The organism is Neobacillus sp. CF12 (genome assembly GCF_030348765.1).
GTDB lineage: Bacteria > Bacillota > Bacilli > Bacillales > Cytobacillaceae > Neobacillus.
Map to the genome: position 1 here is coordinate 4,296,413 of NZ_JAUCEU010000007.1, position 14,743 is coordinate 4,311,155.

Below are 14,743 nucleotides of genomic sequence, written 5' to 3' on the forward strand. Positions count from 1 at the left end.
AAGGGAGATAGAAAAATGGGAAAAGTAATTAAAGTAACACCGCAAGAACTAGAAACGGCTTCTAAAAAAATGGCAGAACTATCCGAAACGTACACTGGTATCTATACCCAACTGATGCAGGCAGCACAAACAATGGGTTCAGCATGGGAGGGTGAAGATAACCTTGCGTTTGTTGATCAAATCAATGGATTTAACGATGATTTAAAAAGTATGGCAGATAAACTTCTAACCGCAAGTCAAGCGCTTGAGACACAAAGAGCCAATTATGCACAAATGCAAGATAGTAATACAGCTCAAGTAAGAAGATTAACAAACTAATTGAATAAAAAAGGAGTGAGGGAAATGGCTGGACAAATCAGAGTAAGCACGGCGCAAGTTGGCGATATTGCCAAAACAATCGAAGGGTTGAACGAAAGACTTGCTGAAGAGTTAAAAACAAGTCAGAAAACAATCCAAAATCTATCAAATACATGGGATGGGGAAGCAGCCCAAGCAACCATTGCTTCTTTTGATGAGTTTGCGGCAAAGTTTTTCCAAAACTATCAAGATATTCTTAACAGCTATGTAACATTTTTAAGAACAAACGTAGAACAAGGTTACTTCGAAACCGAAACAGCCAATATTAGTTTAGCTGACGCATTTAAATAAGGTATTTACGCTTGCGCTAAAGGCGATGGAGTCCCATCGTCTTTAGCAGCATCTAAAAATGAAAATAACTTCGTAACGGGTTTATATAGTGTTCGCAACAATTGCTGTTAAAATCGTAAAACCGATTTTAACGTGGAAAGGCGTTGTATTCATGAGAAAAGTAAAAATTGCAGCATTGTCATTGTTAGCCATTATTTCTTTATTGGGAGTGAGTGGGTGTATGAGTTTCTTTTCAAAAGGTGAGGATCGGGCGGATATCGCTAAAAAACTCTTGAAGGAAAAGTATAATGAGGATTTTAGCATTTATACGTCTGGTGAAGGGTATGGAACCTTGACCGGTAACACATTTAAAGTAGTAGCTTCGCCGGAAGGAAATAAAGATTTAATGTTTGAAGCAAAGGTCCAAAAGGAAGGTAAGTGGATGATTGATGAATACGTTGAGGCACTCCTCGAAGATGAAATCAAACAGACTGCCAGTGACAAGATCCGAGAACTAACGGATGATTTTTTCTTAAAAATATATGTCGGTTTTGCCGATACTGATTATACAGATAAAAGTAAGGTTTCATTGGAGGATTTCTCCAAAGGGTATACGAATGTTCCCATTGTTCTTACCTTGCTGTTGGATAAAACTGCCATGACCAACATTGAAGCAGAGAAGGAGTTCCAAGTGTATCAGGAATTATTTGCTGAAAAGCTCCCCATAAATGCCGCACTTGAAATCTACTATACAGACACAGAGACACTACAAAAGTCCGAGGAATATTTTAAGAAAAATGCCGAGACTTATGATGATTTTGATCAAATGCTGGAAGGGTTCAAAGAAAATGGCTTCGGCATCAATGAAGGACAGATCAATATTCCTATAGATCAATTTATTGAGCAAAGACAGGTGCAGTAACCATGCCACATTCGGATCAAGATCTATTTGTCGCCTCGCAGCTTGCTTATTATGAAATTAGTGATACGGATATCTCCTTTTTGACCAAGCAAGGAATTGAACCCACCTTGGCAAATATCCTTAAATACAAACCCGAGATTAAGAAAACGCTGGAGAACAACTTAGCCAATGCAGAATCTGGTTCTATTGAGGCAACAAGAGCCCAAGGAGATATGGATTTATATAATAGCTTTGTATCGCCTAATTCGCAGTACAGTAATTGGAAGGTTGTTGATGTAAATGATGACAACAATCAATCCGGATTTTATGGTCTGTTAATTGAAACGAGTCCGAATAATGCGGTTGTTGGATTTAGGGGCAGTGAATCCCACGGCAATCAGTTTGAAAAAGACTGGCTTCAAACGGATTTTAAAATGATCAATGAGGGTGTCGGTGTCGAGCAGCAGAGGATTGCTGCACAGTATATGGCCGAAATAAATTCTAAATATTCATATGATACGTATGCTACCGCAGGACACTCACTCGGAGGAAACTTATCTTTCTATGCGGCGATCACAGCACCGCCGGAAATGAGGGCGAAAATCCTCCAGGCATTAAATGGAGATGGTCCCGGGTTCGCCGAGGAATTTCTAACGAATCCTCTTTTTGCAGAGGGAATTCGAGATATGGCCGGGAAAATGGACCATTATCAGTGGTCATTAGTAGGGGCCATTTTAAATCCTGTTCCCGGTTCTAATTACATGTCGCTTCAAACAAAACATAATGTGTATGGCGAATATGGCTTAGGGCCATTAACTGCCAAACATAGTATGACATTTGTTGGTTTTGATGAGCATGGCCGTGTCATTAAAGGGGAAATGGATCGTTTTGCCGAAAGCATTGGCAGATTCACACGGGAGCTGGATGAACTGCCAGCTGGAGTAGCAAACTCATTTATTCATGCGGTGGAAGGCTTCATGTCTCTTCCTGATGGTCAAAAGAAACTATTGGCCGGGGCGTTCATTGCACATGTTGCGATTTTTCTTGCCACCCACCCTACTGTCTTGATTGCGACAGTGCTTATCGGGGCAACGCTTGCGGTCATCTATTGGATCAATCCAGAGTTTTTTGGCGAAGTGTTAATCCCGTTTATCCTTGATGCCCTTTCGTTTACGGCAGATATGGTGCAAAAGTTGATCGATGGCGTTACGACTGTTATTGCGGCAGTGCTTGAGGCTGCTAATATGGCGAAGGAGTTCATTAATAACGTCATTGCCAAGGTCGTAGAAGTGTTCACAGAATTTACTTCGTGGGCGAGAAAGCTTTTTAACCCAGGTTATCGATATGCGAGCAGCCATCCTTACATCAAAATCGATACTCAAAGACTACGAGAATATGCTCAGCGCTTAAGCACAGTCAATAAGAGATTGAACCATCTTGACCGAAGTCTTGACTCGCTTTATACCAAGGTAGGACTCTTGGATGTATGGAGTTTGATGCAGGCAGATTTGATGACAGGGGAAAGCTGGAGAATTAATCGATGTATTTCCTATTTGGAAGAAACATTAGAAGATTTTGAATCGGCGGAACGGAAGATTATGAATCAACTGGGATAGGGGGATGGTCCATGAGTGCTCAGCATGAGCTGTATTATATCAAACAAGAGCTTCAAAGCATTATTAACGAAATTGAAAGTATTGCAGCAGGGATTGATAGCGGCTTTGAAGGGATCGGAAATGAAAAATGTGCCTCAAGGCTTTATAAAATTGCCGACCATTATAGGGATGTTAATCGAAAACTAAGTAATATTGATACCTCCAAAGTGAAGGAAGCGTAATGGTTGATTCTCGGTGTGGGATCAGAATTAAAATAGGCGGAGAATTTCCGGCTAATGTATATAGTGGGGCTTAAGAAGCAGATATAAGCGGAGAAATTCCGGTTAACAGCTCTAAATAAGCCAAAAGCCAACGATTTGGATCAAATAACCGGAAAAACTCCGCTTATTTGTAAGGTTTTATAAGGATTTTCCAATTTAACCGGAATTCCTCCGCTTATTTTTCAAATACGATGAAATCATTAGCATACAAAGTGCCTTCAATACTAAATGGAAAGAAGGGATAACAATGGCTGATTTAATAAAAGTAGATACCGGACGTGTGGCTGCGGCTGCAACTACTATTGCTGCCTATAATAATAGAATCAGAGATGACTTTTCATCTGTCGAGTCTGCAATTCGGGCACTGAATAGTGTCTGGGATAGTAGTGCTGCTGAGCAGGCGATGGATTCCTTCTATAATATAAAGAATACTTATCATGAACCGAGATATACAGTAATGAATAATTATGTGAAATTTCTACAACAGCAGGTTGATCCCGGCTACACACAGACAGAAACAGTGAACACATTTTTGGCGGATTTGTTTAAATAAAAATCAGCCATTTGCAGGAGGGGGATATCTTTTGAGTCAGTTTATAAAAGTAAACCATAGTCAGTTTGAGAATGCTGCAGATGCCATTGATACCTACCTAACAAGTCAGAAAAAAAACATGGCAGCAGCTGAGAGTGAAGTAAAGAACCTTGAAGCCACTTGGCAGGGAACAGATTCAAAACATTTCCAGCAGCAGTGGAATAAGGTGGATGACAATGATTCTACTTCAAAGAATATGACGAAAGCATTGGAGAATTATGCAAAGTTTTTAAGATATGCTGTAAGCCAATATAAGGAAGCACAATCGAAAGCAGTTAATAGAGCAAATTGGTTATAAGATTAGAATTCTGATAGCAGGAGATATTTATGGGTAAAACAACTGTTGAACTGCGGAAAAATAAATATAAGGTTTTGAATAAGCTACTATATCCCGAAGCCATCAATGAACGTGAATTAAACGCCATTGCTCACGGGTTATTTGAGAATCTTATTCCTGTTCATGCAGAAGTGAACAAAAAGGGTGTAGCGTTAACGGGTTCAATCGTTGATATGATGCCGCTGCAATCCTATTTTAGCGGTGTTGTTAGCAAGAAGATGTTTTTGGGTGTCATCATGCAACTAGTAGCTGTTGTAAAGGATTGTGAAAAGAACTTGATGAATGTAAACAATCTTATGCTAGATTGGCATTCTATTTTTCTTGATCCTAGAACGAAAAAAATTAAATGTATTTTTTGGCCGATTGTAAATAACCAACATCCATATGGTTTGGCAGAGTTTTTTTATGATTTGCCCTTTCGTGTGGTTTTTACGAAACACGAAGACCATGGATACATGAATACGTATTTAAACTATTTTAAGAATCACTCCATTTTTTCCATTAACGGCTTCGAAAAAACACTCTTTGAAATAATAGGAAAACCGGTAGAAAACAAGTCCTATCTTCCATCTGATTCAAGCAAGATTGGAGACAGTAAACGGTTTTCTGCTAAGCAAGAGGAAGGAAAGTCTAAAAATGCTCCGATTGCCTATGATCCGTTTAGCGCTCCTGTGGTAAAAGAAGAAGTTTCGATGTTTTGTACCAGTTGTGGAAAACAAAATATAGAAAGTGCCAAGTTTTGTGTTCACTGTGGTACGCCTTTTAAATTGGTTGAAACACCTCTGCCTCCAAAATCTACTTCTGCTTCGGAAACAAACGTTTATGAGTCTGCAGCAAGAAAAAGTGATACACAAAGTTTTAGTGAAACGACCGTCCTGGGTGCAGAACCTTATGATACGGGTACAACGGTACTTGGTGTAGAGATGGGCGAAGAACCCACTTTCCCCTATTTAATTAGGGAAAAAACGCAAGATAAAATCAGCGTTGACAAGCCATCTTTCCGTATTGGGAAGGAAAGCCGGTACTGTGATTATTTTATTCCCAATAATAATGCCATTAGCCGAAGTCACGCAGACATTCTTACAAAGGATCGTCGTTATTATATTATCGATCATAACTCGACAAATAAAACGTATGTAGAAGGACGAGTGATTCCGGTAGAAAAAGAGGTTGAGATTTTCTCAGGAACGAAACTAAGATTGGCAAATGAAGACTTCGTTTTTTACATATAAGCAAGGAAGGTTCTCGAAATGGAAGTATTAACAGCGGCATACAGCGATATTGGGATAAAAAAAGCAACAAATCAAGACAGTTTATGTGTGAAGGTTGCGGATACATCACTTGGAAAGGTTGTTCTAGCAGTTATTTGTGACGGCATGGGCGGCCTCTCCAAAGGTGAGGTTGCCAGTGCAAGTGTCGTCCATGCCTTTTCAGAATGGTTCGAACAGGAACTGCCCGTCCAACTTGCGAATGGAGATATGGATGAAATCCGATATCGCTGGGATCGAATCATCAAAGAGCAAAATCAGAGAATCGCAGAGTATGGAAGAAGAATACGAATTCAGCTAGGAACGACATTGACAGCTTTGCTCCTAATCGATTCGGATTTTATGTTAATTGGACACGTCGGAGATTCGAGAGTGTATCGGTTGGACCAACAGCTTGAAACACTAACCGAAGATCAAACGGTGGTCGGCAGAGAGATTAGTAGAGGAACACTAACGCCAGAGCAAGCCAAGAGTGATCCACGACGAAATGTTCTTTTGCAATGTATCGGAGCTTCTAAACTAGTAGAACCGCAGTTTATAGCCGGAACACCGAAACGGGGAGAAGTTTACTTGCTCTGTTCGGATGGGTTCCGTCATATGATTTCGGAGGCAGAGATTTATAACGCCTTTTCGCCTGCTGTACTAAGGGACGAAGCCTTCATGGAACAGAAAGCAAGAGAGTTGGTTGAACTTAATAAGCAAAGACAAGAAACCGATAATATCACACTTGTGCTTGTTAAAATTCAGTAAGGATGGGGATTAAGGTTTGGCAGCAGTGGGGTCAGTTGTAGAAGGTAAATATGAAATACTGAAGCTGATTGGACAAGGCGGGATGTCAAAGGTATACCTTGCAATGGACAAGCGTCTTAACAAACAGTGGGCAGTAAAAGAAATTGAAAAAAACAGCAGAGATAAGAACAACCAGGTATTCATTCAAAGTGCGATTGACGAAGCCAATATGATTAAGAAGCTCGACCATCCTTCGTTGCCTCGTATCGTTGACATCATTGAACATGAAGATATGATTTATGTCATTATGGACTATATTGAGGGTGAACCGTTGAGCAACATTTTGGAGGAGTATGGTGCTCAGCCGCAAGACTTAGTTATTGAGTGGGCAAAGCAGTTATGCGAGGTGCTGGATTACTTGCATACATGTGATCCGCCGATCATTTATCGTGATATGAAGCCCGCTAACGTGATGTTAAAACCGGACGGAAATATAAAATTAATTGACTTTGGTATCGCTAGGGAATACAAGGAGCAAAATCTTGCAGATACCGTAAGTCTTGGAACCAAGGGATACGCGGCACCTGAACAGTTCGGCGGCAAAGGGCAAAGTGATGCCAGAACGGATGTTTATTGTCTTGGTGTCACGCTTTATCATTTAATCACAGGTCAGAACCCTAGTGAGCCTCCCTACGAGTTATATCCGATTCGCCATTGGAATCCGCAATTATCAGGCGGTTTGGAAAGAATCATTCAAAAATGCACGCAGCTTAATCCGAATGATCGTTATCAATCCTGCGCTGAGTTGTTATATGCACTGAATCATTATGAAGAAATAGATGACTTTTATCGTGCCAAACAAAAAGCAAAGTTACGCAACTTTAGTCTAGTAAGTGGGGCGGCTGTTCTGTTCCTGTCGGTTGGCATTATAGGGCAAGTGATGAATATTCAAAAAACCAATGATGATTACAATACGAATCTTGAAAATGCCAGGGCACAGGCCGCAGATAGCACGAAAGTCGACTATTATTTAAAGGCCATTGATATTAAGCCAACGGAAACAAAGGCTTATGAGGAATTAGTGGGTACCTTTAAAAATAATGCTTCCTTCTCCGTAAAAGAAGAAGAAACACTTACGAAGAAAATTAGTCCCCATTTAATAGAATTGTACGAAAATCCGAAGTATGCCCAACTTGCCTTTGAAATCGGTAAAGCATATTGGTACTACTATGATTATGGAAAAAGCGAGTTGAGTGATAACCAGACGACGAGAATGATCAGTTCGGTAAAGTGGTTTGATGATGCGGTCATCTATGGCTCTAAAGATAGTGATTTTTACAAAATGGCGGTAATCTACCGGGATATTGGCCGATTCAATCAGGATATTACTATTTTGGTTGAAGAAGCTTCTGATAAAGGAAAATATAAACCTTATTGGGAGAATATCAAAGAGCTGATGAAGCTGATTGATGACGAAAGTGAAATTGTTAAATTGGAACTCTACCGACTGACGATGTATTCTGTCGAGCAGCATGCTAGGAAGTTTAAAGCAGATGGGGTAACAGAAAGTGATCTTCGTGCTGTTGTTGAATCTGTGAAGAAAAGTACAAACAATGTAGAGGTATCAACAGACAAAACAACCGCTATAAAAAATGAGGTAGTGGGCCGTTTTGATTTAATCGCGCAAGAAATCGATAAAGCCTATCGGAATTGACAGGGGGAGTTCGAATGGATGCAACAACGTGGTACCTTATTTCTATTGTCGGATATTCCCTTGCTGGTGTCCTGTTGATAGTGGTTATTTTTATGTTTTTCAAAATGAACATTCCCGCGATTATTGGTGATTTAAATGGTAAAACAGCCGCAAGACAGATCCAAGAAATCCGAGAACAAAACCAACGTACCGGTAATAAACAACATAGGCCAAGCACGTTTAATGTTGGAAGAGGAACGTTAACAACTCCGGTGAGTTCACGATTCGGTATAACAGGCAAGGCAGGAAACACACTGTCTACCATGTCCGCAGAGTCAAAAATGTATTCGGATTCGACAGAAGTACTGATGGCTGAAACCGAAGTACTTGAAATAGGTACTGAAGTGTTGATGAATGAAAACGAAATATTTGATATCGGGGCTGAAGTACTGATGAATGAAACGGAAGTACTTGATGTCGGTACCGTAGTCTTGTCACAGGATAGTGGGACCACGGTTTTACATGCCACTGGGGATTTGAATAGGGAGAATGTTACAGAGCCGCTAGCAATTGAATTTAAGATCGTGAAGGATATAAAAATCACCCATACAAATGAAATCATTTAAGATTTTTTATCCAACAACATGATTTTCATTCATTAAGGAGAGAGAAACCAAATGCATACAAGGAAGAAATCAAAGGTTACGCGCATGTTGGCGATGATCCTTGCCATCTTGCTCGTAATCTATCATCTACCAGTGGGACCAAACCTACCGGTATATGCGGAAAATGGGGAAGAGACCGAAGAAATAACCCAAAATACGGGTGACTTGGCTGCTGAAGGTACAGAACCTGAGTCGACCCAAGAAACTGAACCAATCCAAGAAACTGATCCAACCCAAGATCCTGAACAAGTTACCTATAATGTAACGGTTGAATCTACAGGAAATGGAGCAGGTAAAGTTGAAATTGATGGTACAGAATATTCTTCAAGCCCAGTTCCAGTCTTAGAAGGTAATGAAGTGGAAGTCCTCATTATACCAGAGACCAATTCTGAACTTAAGTCTGTGAAAATTGGTGATAACGCTGTAGTGGAGGTTTCAGGAAAAGAAAAGCAAGGGTACAGTACAAAAATCCCCTCTATTTCTGGTAAAACAACGATTGTAGTAGAGTTTGTTTTGAAAACATATGAGATTGCTTTTACCTATGATGAGGGTGAAGGTAGTGTAAAAAAGGATAGTATTCCATTAAATACTGATTCTGCCCTACATGGATCAGATGTATCCTATACAGTGGTTCCGAGTGCTGGTAATCATATTAAGAGTATTAAAATCACGAAAGGAACAGAAACATCAGAGCTTACGCTTCCAGCTGATGTTACAAGTTCAACAAAGAATTATACGATCTCTATCTCCAACGTGACAGAAAATCAGAGCGTTGATGTGGAATTTGAAACCAACAGCTATATTGTGACGTTTACTACGAATGAGTTTGGAACCATTTATACGTCTGATGGTGGAAAGGTAGAAGTAAAACATGGTAAAGACGCTTCGTTTACGGCTATCCCAACACCTAATTATCATGTTGAGAGTATTATCATTAACACTGTCAATAAAGAAGAATTTTTAGAAGTAGATATTCCAGAATATGTGAAGGAAAGCACGCAAAACTTTCCCTACACCATTCCAAATGTTAAGGAAAATTTGGAGGTTACCGTAACATTTGCGATTAATACACATAAAGTAACTACCTCTGTCATAGGTGAAAAAGATGAGAATGGTGAATCTATTGAACATGGTACGATTTCATCCGTAGATTCTGAAATTGAACATGGCGGTCAAACTGCGATTACGATAACTCCTGATGAATCCTACCGGGTAAAGGAAATAGTTGTAGAAGAGTCCAGTATTCCTCTTGATTCTGAGGACTTTCTTGACAATGATGATGGAACTTTTACCTACATTCTAAAAAACATTACAAAAGATACATCTCTTAAAGTTTCATTTGAACCTATCCCATACACCGATGAACAATGGGGCCAATATATGGAGATGATCCCTACTTCGGGAACTTTAATTGAAAAGGAACGTACGAGTGGCAGTAATGTTGAAAACCTGTACATTTTTTCAAAAGATACCAAGTTGAAATTAAAACCTGTTGATCCTTATAATCGGTTGAAAATTAACTATGGATGGACACAAGAGTATAACATTGATCAATCTATTGAAATACAATTATTAAACGTTAAAACAAGGAAACTGTTTTATTCAAAAAATGAGCAATCTGTTCGATTACCAGGAAACTTATATCTTGTAATGGATAAGCAAGAACCTAAAGTAAACGATACATTGTTATTAACAGGTGAGGATAAAGAAAAAGTTGGCGATTCGCTCTGGTTTAGCGGGGCAGTTACGGTTTCAGGTACGATTGATAATGTGGAAGAGAGTATTGGGAGACACCGCGTTCCTTATTCCACTGCTATTGATAAGGTTTACTATAGTAAAGGTGAGTACTCTCTAGAAAATCGTAAAGAGGCAGATTTTGACTCTGACTCGAATCAATTTAAGTTTCAAACCGAGGATAATTACCAAGGTGTTTACAGCATTTGGAGTGTTGATAAAGCCGGAAATGAATCGAAGGTTAAGCAAGTAACCATCAACATTGATAAAACGGCTCCTGAACTAGATAGTGAAAAAGCAGCCGTCACGTTAACTACGAAACATTATGGGTTGTTTGTGAAGACGATAAACTTCCTTACTTTCGGAACTTTTTTCAATGAGAAGATTGAGGTAAACGTTAAGGCGAAAGATGCTGATTCCGGGGTTCGAAGCATTCTATTAAAAACAACGGATGGCAAGGAAACGAAAGAATATAAAGAGGATTTTGATCATGGTCAAGTAAAGGCAGAGGCAAACTTTACTCTCGAAGATGGCTTTGCAGGTACGCTTACTGTAGAGGTAATCGACAATGTTCATCATCATAACTCCATTCCAGTAACGAATTTGAACTCCAATATGGCTGCAGAAAATGGAAAAGTGATGATCGAAAGCATGGCTCCAGATGCAAACATCGGTGTGACACATGATGAAAGCAAGGTAACAAAATATGTGGATGAGTCTGGTAAAGAAATATACAGCGGTGATGTAACGTTTGATGTCGTTGTGGGTGACCAGCATTCCGGTTTACAGACTGTTACCATTGATTCAAATGATGATCAACCCTTCAAGGATGATGATTATTCTGATAAGGAAACCCATGAGGTTCCTTATACGTTCACAACACTTGACTTAAACAAAGCTGGAGTAGACATTGAAGAGGATGGCTCTTACAAGGTCCATGCAGATGTTAAAGACAATGCTGGTAATACTGCAGAAGCGATAAAGACGATTTATCTGGATACAGAGGAGCCAAAGCTAGATGGAGAAGAAGCCATCACCTTTGAACCTAGGTATGACAGTAATTTTGCAAAAGCGATCAATTTCCTAACGTTTGGTACATTCTTCAATGAAAAAATTGAGATTACGGTTAAGGTTCAAGATGATATTTCTGGAATCAAAGATCTTTATGTTCATGCTACTTCAGCAAAGGACCAGGAAGTTGAAAAATTAGAAGCAGATATCAATAGAGATGGCATGAATGCCGAAGCAACGTTTACTCTTGATGTTGAAAGTTTTAAAGGAACGTTTGATGTAGTCGTGTCAGACCATGTCAATAATCAAAAAATCTATCGAGTAAATGAGGGTAATTCCAATATCGAGGCAGAGGGCAATGACGAAGTAATGATTGAGAAAACCGCACCTACTGCGGATATTCAGGTTACCCACGGTGAGAACGTCATTCCTTATGTGGAGGACAAATCTGATAAAGTCTTTTACAACAAAGATGTAACCTTTGAAATTAACGTCCAAGATACGGAATCAGATATTGTATCTGGTATTAAGGATGCCAAAGTTAAAGTGAATGAGTTTGAAAAAGAATATACGTATGGTACGGAGTTAGTACCGGCTACGTCTCTTGATCCTGTTCATACATCAGATGTAAAAATTAATGAAGATGGTTCCTACGATATTTCAGTAGAGGTAGCGGATAATGCTGGCAATCTACTAGATAATCCTGAAAACATTGAGGCACCAACAACAGTAGAAAAAACCATTTATATCGATACAAAGCTTCCGGAAATCACCCAGTTCCAGTTTAGTGCGGAAGGTGAAAATAAGGAGGAACAGAAATCTCCATTTACTACGGTTGAGTTGACGGAATATGGATTATTTTTTAAAAAGCCAACTCAAGTTACGGTAACAGCAGAAGATAACACCGAAAGCGGCAAGGCTGCGAGCGGCGTCAAATCGATGACGATTTATTTGCAAGATTACGAGAATGGTAAATTCTATGCCTTACTGTCAAATGGTTCACTATCCGAAATAGAGCAGAGTGCTATTGGAACTATTGCGGCGATTTCAACGGATCGGGAAGTTACCTTCACCGTTCCAGCATCCTTTAAAGGTCAGATTTATACGAAAGCAACAGACCACGTTACAAACACTAGTGATTTTGTGACACCAAAGGGTGCAGTGATTGAAGATGCTGCGAAACACGCAGATACATCTGGCATTAAGATTGACCCTGTAGAGAAAACATCTACAAAAGACAATGACAATAAAGATCTTTATAACAAAAATGTGAATGTAAATGTGACGGTTACAGATACGTATTCAGGCCTTGCGAAGGTTGAATGGTCGGTTGTTGCACCTTATGATACGGCTAATAATAAAGCTGGTAAGGTTGAAATTGATCATGAGGGCAAACTTGCTGCCGATCTTGAAGGCTGGAGTAAAACAAAGCTAGATAAGAATCTGGTCACTGAAATGACGAAAACCCTACCTGTTACCAATAACAGTAATGGGATTGTTGTCAAAGTAAAAATAACTGACAATGTTGGAAATACGTCAGAAAAGTTTATTGAGTTTAGCATCGACAAGACTGCTCCTACAATGGAGGTTACGTATGATAACAACACAGCAGATGCGCAAAATGCTGATTTCTTCAAGGCAAATCGCACAGCGACGATTGTTGTTACCGAGCGTAACTTTAAGGCAAAAGATGTTGTACATGCAATTACCAATACAGATGGTGTGATTCCAGAAGTAGTTGGTTGGACAACTAGAGCAAATGCTCAAGATCCAGATAAAACTACTCATACTGCAACCGTGAAATATACCGTAGACGGGGATTACACATTTGATATTGCGTTTAGTGATGTGGCAGGAAATAAGGCGGCACCTTTTGCTCAGCATACATTTACACTCGATAAAACGGTTCCTGTCATTAACGTTGCGTATAACAACAATTCAGCAGCAAACGGGAATTATTTTAAAAATGCTCGAACAGCGACGATTTCGATTAGAGAGCATAACTTTGAAACGAGTCGTATTCAGGTGACAGGCACCGCAACCGATGGCGGTAATCCAGTAGCATTCCCGAAAACAAGCGGATGGTCTACCAATGGTGATGTTCACACAGCTACCATCCAGTATTCTGCTGATGCGACGTATAGTTTTGATATTGCGTACAGTGATATGGCAGGAAATGTGGCTGCTGATTATAGCTTGGATACATTTGTTGTAGACCAGACGGTGCCTAAGCTTGCGATCACGGGTGTGGCAGAAAAGTCTGCCAATAATGGTGATGTGGTACCGGTTATCTCTTATTCAGATACGAATTTTAATAAGAGTGCCGTTGCAATTAGCTTAAAAGGTTGGAATAAAGGGAATGTCCCATTAGCTGGAAGCTTTGCAGACGCAGCTAACGGACAAGTCTATACGTTCAAAAACTTTGAAAAAGTGAAGGAAAATGACGATCTATATACCTTAACCGCCACACTTACTGACTTTGCTGGGAATGTATCAACGCAAACGATTATGTTCTCTGTGAACCGTTTTGGTTCTGTCTATACCTTTGATGAAACCTTGAAGGCTATTGATGGTAAGTATGTTAAGGAAGAACAAGACGTGATTTTGACGGAAACAAATGTCGACAGCTTGAAGAAAGACACCATTAAGGTAAAAATGACGAAAAATGGTACACCTCATGATTTGGTTGAAGGAACAGATTACAGTGTAACGGAAACCGGCGGGGAAGGTACTTGGAGTCAGTACACGTATGTGGTGAAGAAAAAGCTATTTGCTGCAGATGGTAAATACACCGTTGCGATTTATTCAGAGGATGTAGCGGGTAACATTAATGAAACCATCGATGAAGTTAAAAAAGCGGAAGTTTCATTTGGTATCGACAAAACCGCTCCTGTTATTGTTCCGATTGATTTGGAAAACGGTCAACAGTACCCAGTGGAAGAAAAAACAGTATCGGTTAACATCAAGGACAATCTTGTTCTTAACGGTGCTGCTATTTATTTGAATGGTAAACAAGTTGAGCACAGTGCTGATGGAGAGAACTTCACATTTGCTATTCAAAGCTCTAATGACCTGCAGAATGTAAAAATTAAAGCGGTCGATGCAGCAGGAAATGAACTATCGAAAGAAGTGAAAGAATTGCTTGTTTCGACGAACCCAATTGTCCGCTGGTATAACAATAAGCCATTGTTTGCAGGCTCACTTGGCGGGGTAGGGGGAATAGGTTTAGCCATTTCCGCATTGGTTATTTTACGGAGACAAAAGAAATACAACAGAGAAACTGAAAATGAAGTAGTTGGAGGTTAACACA

The 14,743-nt window shown here is 39.7% G+C and carries 12 protein-coding genes; all 12 read left to right on the forward strand.

Annotation, left to right across the window (positions count from 1 at the left end; genetic code table 11):
• Positions 1-15 precede the first annotated feature (15 nt).
• The 12 genes from QUG14_RS20365 to QUG14_RS20420 all read left to right on the forward strand — a co-directional run bounded on the left by QUG14_RS20365 (position 16) and on the right by QUG14_RS20420 (position 14,739).
• Entirely contained in the window at positions 16-318 is a 303-nt protein-coding gene (locus tag QUG14_RS20365; RefSeq protein WP_133370061.1) for a WXG100 family type VII secretion target, read from the forward strand.
• A 24-nt stretch (positions 319-342) separates the two neighbouring features.
• The gene (locus QUG14_RS20370) at positions 343-648 is read left to right on the forward strand and encodes a WXG100 family type VII secretion target (RefSeq protein ID WP_289342261.1); all 306 of its coding nucleotides are present in this window, start codon (positions 343-345) and stop codon (positions 646-648) included.
• Between the two features lie 151 nt (positions 649-799).
• Positions 800-1,549: a DUF5037 domain-containing protein gene (locus QUG14_RS20375; RefSeq protein WP_289342262.1), complete on the forward strand. Its 750-nt coding sequence runs from the start codon at positions 800-802 to the stop codon at positions 1,547-1,549.
• Between the two features lie 2 nt (positions 1,550-1,551).
• The gene (locus QUG14_RS20380) at positions 1,552-3,144 is read left to right on the forward strand and encodes an Mbeg1-like protein (protein WP_289342263.1); all 1,593 of its coding nucleotides are present in this window, start codon (positions 1,552-1,554) and stop codon (positions 3,142-3,144) included.
• 11 nt (positions 3,145-3,155) lie between these two features.
• The gene (locus QUG14_RS20385) at positions 3,156-3,365 is read left to right on the forward strand and encodes a hypothetical protein (RefSeq protein WP_289342264.1); all 210 of its coding nucleotides are present in this window, start codon (positions 3,156-3,158) and stop codon (positions 3,363-3,365) included.
• A gap of 286 nt (positions 3,366-3,651) precedes the next feature.
• The gene (locus QUG14_RS20390; RefSeq protein ID WP_289342265.1) at positions 3,652-3,957 is read left to right on the forward strand and encodes a WXG100 family type VII secretion target; all 306 of its coding nucleotides are present in this window, start codon (positions 3,652-3,654) and stop codon (positions 3,955-3,957) included.
• 31 nt (positions 3,958-3,988) lie between these two features.
• Positions 3,989-4,294, forward strand: coding sequence for a WXG100 family type VII secretion target (locus tag QUG14_RS20395; RefSeq protein ID WP_289342266.1), 306 nt, complete (start codon positions 3,989-3,991; stop codon positions 4,292-4,294).
• Between the two features lie 29 nt (positions 4,295-4,323).
• Positions 4,324-5,565 carry an FHA domain-containing protein gene (locus QUG14_RS20400; protein ID WP_289342267.1) on the forward strand — a complete coding sequence of 414 codons (1,242 nt, stop codon included), beginning with the start codon at positions 4,324-4,326 and terminating at the stop codon, positions 5,563-5,565.
• An 18-nt stretch (positions 5,566-5,583) separates the two neighbouring features.
• A complete protein-coding gene (locus QUG14_RS20405) occupies positions 5,584-6,351 on the forward strand; it encodes a PP2C family protein-serine/threonine phosphatase (RefSeq protein ID WP_289342268.1) in 768 nt (255 codons plus the stop codon).
• A gap of 25 nt (positions 6,352-6,376) precedes the next feature.
• Positions 6,377-8,044 carry a serine/threonine protein kinase gene (locus QUG14_RS20410; RefSeq protein WP_289344197.1) on the forward strand — a complete coding sequence of 556 codons (1,668 nt, stop codon included), beginning with the start codon at positions 6,377-6,379 and terminating at the stop codon, positions 8,042-8,044.
• Positions 8,045-8,058: 14 nt separating this feature from the next.
• On the forward strand, positions 8,059-8,649 hold the full coding sequence (locus QUG14_RS20415) for a hypothetical protein (protein WP_289342269.1): 591 nt from the start codon (positions 8,059-8,061) through the stop codon (positions 8,647-8,649).
• Positions 8,650-8,700: 51 nt separating this feature from the next.
• Positions 8,701-14,739, forward strand: a complete 6,039-nt coding sequence (locus QUG14_RS20420) for a hypothetical protein (protein ID WP_289342270.1) — start codon at positions 8,701-8,703, stop codon at positions 14,737-14,739.
• Positions 14,740-14,743: the final 4 nt, after the last annotated feature.

Excerpts from the sequence above, each read along its gene's own strand:
- QUG14_RS20365 (WP_133370061.1), top strand. The coding sequence starts at position 16 with ATGGGAAAAGTAATTAAAGTAACACCGCAAGAACTAGAAACGGCTTCT.
- QUG14_RS20370 (WP_289342261.1), top strand. The coding sequence starts at position 343 with ATGGCTGGACAAATCAGAGTAAGCACGGCGCAAGTTGGCGATATTGCC.
- QUG14_RS20375 (WP_289342262.1), top strand. The coding sequence starts at position 800 with ATGAGAAAAGTAAAAATTGCAGCATTGTCATTGTTAGCCATTATTTCT.
- QUG14_RS20380 (WP_289342263.1), top strand. The coding sequence starts at position 1,552 with ATGCCACATTCGGATCAAGATCTATTTGTCGCCTCGCAGCTTGCTTAT.
- QUG14_RS20385 (WP_289342264.1), top strand. The coding sequence starts at position 3,156 with ATGAGTGCTCAGCATGAGCTGTATTATATCAAACAAGAGCTTCAAAGC.
- QUG14_RS20390 (WP_289342265.1), top strand. The coding sequence starts at position 3,652 with ATGGCTGATTTAATAAAAGTAGATACCGGACGTGTGGCTGCGGCTGCA.
- QUG14_RS20400 (WP_289342267.1), top strand. The coding sequence starts at position 4,324 with ATGGGTAAAACAACTGTTGAACTGCGGAAAAATAAATATAAGGTTTTG.
- QUG14_RS20405 (WP_289342268.1), top strand. The coding sequence starts at position 5,584 with ATGGAAGTATTAACAGCGGCATACAGCGATATTGGGATAAAAAAAGCA.
- QUG14_RS20415 (WP_289342269.1), top strand. The coding sequence starts at position 8,059 with ATGGATGCAACAACGTGGTACCTTATTTCTATTGTCGGATATTCCCTT.
- QUG14_RS20420 (WP_289342270.1), top strand. The coding sequence starts at position 8,701 with ATGCATACAAGGAAGAAATCAAAGGTTACGCGCATGTTGGCGATGATC.